General features: G+C 61.8%; 3 protein-coding genes. All 3 read right to left on the reverse strand.

Translation table 11 applies throughout. The features are described from left to right. The coding region (locus ACGVWT_RS18970) for a PhoD-like phosphatase N-terminal domain-containing protein (RefSeq protein ID WP_394427780.1) at positions 1-375 on the reverse strand (375 nt) is incomplete at its 3' end. Positions 376-397: 22 nt separating this feature from the next. After that, the gene (locus ACGVWT_RS18975) at positions 398-2,569 is read right to left on the reverse strand and encodes a TonB-dependent receptor (RefSeq protein WP_394427782.1); all 2,172 of its coding nucleotides are present in this window, start codon (positions 2,567-2,569) and stop codon (positions 398-400) included. A 603-nt stretch (positions 2,570-3,172) separates the two neighbouring features. After that, positions 3,173-4,927, reverse strand: coding sequence for a M48 family metallopeptidase (locus ACGVWT_RS18980; protein ID WP_394427784.1), 1,755 nt, complete (start codon positions 4,925-4,927; stop codon positions 3,173-3,175). Positions 4,928-4,958 lie beyond the last annotated feature (31 nt).

The following is a 4,958-nucleotide window of genomic DNA, read 5'->3' on the forward strand; positions in this document are numbered from 1 at the left end:
AGGCATGACCGCTCTCGCCACACCACAGATCGAGGAGGTACCGCCCCTACAGATTACACCCAAGGCCGCCTGAACGATGCGGCCCGGTGGCACACCTGAAATTACACCACGTTGACGGACACGACCGAAACGGTCGTCAGCGGCAACCTCCCAACGGATCGGCACCGCGCCCGACAACCCGCCTAGGCCATCAACAGCGAGCGGATCGGGGGCAATGCGCGTCCACAGCACGAAGCCGTCGGGTTCCGGTTCGCCCGCCGCCACGCCCAGCGCGAAGGGATCGACCCGTGTTGCGGCATGGGCCATTGACAGGATCGTCGGGGCCACCGCCGCCCCGATCAGGAAATGGCGGCGATCAATCGGGGCGATCGGCATGGACGTGTCCTCGTGGAAGCAGTCAGTAGTTGTACGACAGGCGCATGCCGAAGGTGCGTGGCGGATGGATGCCGACGGTCCGCGCTGAAATGAAGCGGTTGCGCGTCTCCTCGATCCGTTCGTCGAACAGATTGTAGACATAGGCCGCGATCGTCAGCGACGTACCCGGAGGCGAGATGCCGAGATTGGCGTTGGCCAACCAGTAACCGGGGATGCGCGAGGCGTCCGACACGCTGAACCGCTCGGCGCGATAGGCCCAGTTCACCTCGGGTTCGATCCGCCACCCGCCAGCGGGCACGTGCAGGGCGACGCGCCCCTTGTAATCAAGGTCGGGTAGCGGCAGCCGTTGGCCGGCATTGTCCACATATTGGATGTTCGAATAGGTGCCGGTGGTCGGGTTGAGCGTTGCGTTCGATTGGCTGACGAATTCGTCATACTGACCGTATTTATAGGCTATCGCCTGATCGATGCTGAGCAGCGGAACGGGGTTGAAGCTGATCTCGGCCTCGGCACCGTACAGGTGCGACCGCGGCACGTTCAGGATGCGGCCGACACGGGTCGTCGTGGTGTAGAGCACGCCCTGCAACTGCTGGTCGAGATAGTCGTAGTAGAAGGCAGCCAAGTTCAGCCGCAGTCTACGTCCGAACAATTCCGACTTTAGGCCCACTTCATAGGCCTTCAGCACTTCGGGTTCATAGGGGTCCAGCTGTGCAGGCAGGCCACTATTGTAGGTGGTGAAGCCACCCGACTTCACCCCGCGCGAGACGCTGGCATAGGCGTGCGCTGTGTCGATGAACTGCCAGTCGAGCAGCGCCTTGCCCGACCATTCCCGCATGTGCAGCACCGGATTGGCAGTCGCGCGGAGGTTGTAGACCGGTGCGATGATCTCGCTGCGGAAGTCGCTTAACGCTCGCCGTTCATATTCGTACCGGGCGCCTGCGGACAGGCGAAGGCGCGGTGTCAGATATTGTTCGACATTGCCGAACGCGCTGACGGATTCGACATGCTGATCGTAACTGGTCTTCCAGAAATTGCGGAGCGACGGGAAGTCGGAGAAGTCCGAATAAAAGCCGCCGGTTACCCGTTCGCGCGAGACGTACAGCCCGCCCAACCAGCGGAAGTCGCCATGGTCGGGTGAAGCGATACGCAATTCGCCGGAATCGGTCTTGATGCGGTTGAAGAAGTAGGTGCCTGCCTCGTTCGACGCGGTTGCGTCCCAGTCGTTGAATTCGCGCCGGGTAAAGTCCTCATGCGCGTAGATGCCGGTCAGTTGCATCGTACCCAGGTCACTGGTCACGTGGATGCTGCCGCCCTTGCCGATGTTGTTGCGGAACGGCTTGGCATCGGTGCCGACACCCATGATCTGCGCAAACGTCGGGCTGACGCCCCATCCGGTCGTGCGGATGTCGGTATCGGCCTTGTAGGTGATGCCGCGCGCGGTGGTGAAGTCGGTCAGCAACTGCAGGCCCAGCCCGTCCGACCGGTCGCGCGTATAATGACCGATCAGATCGACCGTCGTCGCCGCATCCGGCGTCCAGCGCAGGCGCAAACGACCGGAGGTCTGGTCACGATCGCCGAGCGCTTCGCCGGTGTCGCGGTTGCGTTGCCACGCCCCGCCCCGATCGGCCGACAGTGCGATACGCGCCGACAATGTGTCGGTAATCGGCCCGGTGACGTAGCCTTGAGCGGAGACGGCGTTGAAGCTGCCATAGGACAGGTCGATTCCCGCGCCGAACCGGTCGCTCGGTGCATTGCTGATGACGTTGATCGCGCCGCCAGTGCTGTTCCGGCCATAGAGGGTTCCCTGGGGCCCGCGCAGCACCTCAATACGGGCGATGTCGAAGAACGCATTCTGTGTCGTCACGCCATAAGGAAAGGCGACCTCGTCGACATAGACGCCGACCGTGTTGGTGTTGTTGGCGGCATAATCGGTGCCGCCGACACCGCGCAGGCGGAATTGCGGCTGCCCGCCCCCGAACTGGCTGTCGATCTCCAGGCTCGGGACCGCATTTTCGAGGTCGGTGACGTTCTGCAGGTTGCGCTTCTCCAAGTCCGCGCCGGTCAGCACGGTTAGCGCGGCAGGAACGTCCTGCGCCTTCTCCGCGCGGCGCTGCGCCGTGACGACGATTTCCTGCCCGTCGGTTGCAGTCTGCACGTCGTCGGGGACGTCCTTTGCCGACGCGGGACCTCCCATCAGCAACGCCCCTCCCGCGACCGCGCTCAGAAGCAGGCTCCGAAACGCCTGCCTATGCTTTCGTCCTTGAACCGAAATCCGCCGATTGCTCACGCCATGCCCCCAAAAGATTCACGAAGAATCGCGCCCGGACCGGGACGCGCTACGAATGCGCCCGGTGCGAGTGCGCCGGGATCAAACGGTCTGTTATCGGTGAAACGACGCCTCTCCCGCGCCGGTGGGCAGCCGCTAGACGAGCGATGTGATCCTTTTGTTATTCGGATGCGACACGTCGATTACGCCCGCAGCTTTTCCGCGCCGGATCGTCGGCGCCTCCGGTTCTTCGCGAGTTGCAGTTGGTTTGCTGCGGTATGAGAAATACCTCTGTTTCCGAGACATACGGGTGTGCGGTTCGGATGGCGGAAGAGCCAGGATGGCTAAGGAATGCTCGATCGCCCGATGCCTCCTGATCGAGCCTTTGTCCTAAAACCTGCCCCCAATTGAATTTTCCCAAAATGATCTGTGTGACATAGGAAAACGGGACTGCCGCAAGGAGTTAGAACCGCCCGCGGCGGGATATCTAGGCCAACTGTTGAACGTTGAGCAGGGTCGGAATGCCTGTCCTCAGTCTTGGATAACGCCTGTCGGCAATTGCCTCAAACGCTTCGTCAGCCAACGTCGCCCACGTCCATGCTGAATACCGATGAGATCACCGGCCGGCAGCATCGCATCGATCAGGGCGTCAAGCACCGCGGCGCCGGTGAAGTCACGCCGCGCTGCAAAAACAAAGACGATCTGCTGCCCGTTTGCCAAGTCACGCACACCTGCAAGAAGCCACTTCACGCCAGCGACACCGGCGGTCAATTGGATCAACTCTTCCCGCTTCTCGGCTTCGAGTGCACGAATTGTGGCAGATTCATCAATCGCTGAGGACGTCCGCCGCGCCTCCTGCTCGGCTGTGATAGCTGCCTCGAGCTGGGGTTCGAACGTCGCGATCAGCTGCTCGTGTCCCGTCGCATAACCGTAGCGAACGATGCGATCGAGTGCCGCAGTCAACAGTGCAGGCTCGCCCCGCGCCGCCTCGATCAAGGATGCAACGCCTGCTTCGTCTCCCGCATCGAGCAACGCATCACCATGTCGGAAGCGCGAGTTATGGGCATCGGGAAATCCTTCCAGAACCGCAGCAAAGGCATCGGCGCCCTGTTGAGGACCATCGATTACCTCCACCGACTGTGCGAGACGGTGCCGTCCTTCGTAATCGAGGTCCTCGACCCCGGCACGGTCCTCCAGCGCTTGCCGCTCCGCCAGCAAGTCCTGGCGCGCGCTAAATTCTTCAGCCCAACTTTCTTCGGCGGCATTGTGCCATTCAGCATCAAGCCGATCGACGATGGTGGTCAAAGCCGGACCGAGCAGTACAATGGAGGCTGGTTCCGCAAATGGCGGTGGCAATTGCGGCACCACATCCAGTGCAGCGAGACGCTGGGATAAAGACGGATGGGTATCGTCAAGATCGCGTTGCCGGGTAAGAGCTCGCGCCAACATGTCGGACGCAGACTCATCCGGTGCGGCAAACGCGACTTCGCCAAGCATGCGATACGGTGACGAAGGTGGATCGGGCCGCTCCACGGCTCGCGCCCAGATTAAAGACCAGCCTTCATACCAGCGCGCACTTTGATACGCGATCCTGATCAATGCGTTGCCAGTGGTTGCAGACCCGACGATCCTCGCGGCAAGCGCATCCGCCTCATACTCCTGCCGACGAGCGAGCACGAAGCTGTAGGCAGCAAACCAGGGGCCGTACCAGCGGAAGAAACGCCGCAGCCCGCCAGCCACAATGCCGCGGGAAAGACGCTCGCCCAGCTGGGACCAGCGCATACGGATATGGTAGATGAAGGATGCCGTCCGACCATGAGCGCCGGCAAAATGGCCCATTTCATGGGCGATGACCGCTTCCACTTCCTCCGGCGCCAGAGCCTGAAGCAAGGGCAAGCCAAGGTAGAGAATGTTGCGTGACGGCAGGAACAAGAGGCGAGGATATTGCGCGATCCCCGCGTTCATTTCGCCGGTGATACGGACTTCGTGGATGCGAGGGCCCTTAGTCGCTGTCCGAAGAGTGTCGACGGACTGGTGCAGGTTGGGCGCTTCGGCTTCATCGATCAGGATGCCGTCCGGTCGTGGCCACTCGACCCGCAGTGCCAGTATTAGGCTCAACGCGACGGTGCCGATGGGGATCAGCAACTTGATACCACCTACCGCCGCACCAGGGTGCAACACCAAAAACACCACGATCCCAGCAGCAAGGCCGAGAAATAGCTGTGGATCGGCGTGGAAAAGGGACCCCGTTAGCGGGGTGATCGGCGTCGAAAAGGGACCCCTCATCCTGGTGTTCTAGGCTGTTCGCTTGGCGGTG

It is taken from the genome of Sphingomonas sp. S6, from assembly GCF_043498045.1.
Taxonomy (GTDB): domain Bacteria; phylum Pseudomonadota; class Alphaproteobacteria; order Sphingomonadales; family Sphingomonadaceae; genus Sphingomonas.

Excerpts from the sequence above, each read along its gene's own strand:
- ACGVWT_RS18980 (WP_394427784.1), bottom strand. The coding sequence starts at position 4,927 with ATGAGGGGTCCCTTTTCGACGCCGATCACCCCGCTAACGGGGTCCCTT.
- ACGVWT_RS18975 (WP_394427782.1), bottom strand. The coding sequence starts at position 2,569 with ATGGGAGGTCCCGCGTCGGCAAAGGACGTCCCCGACGACGTGCAGACT.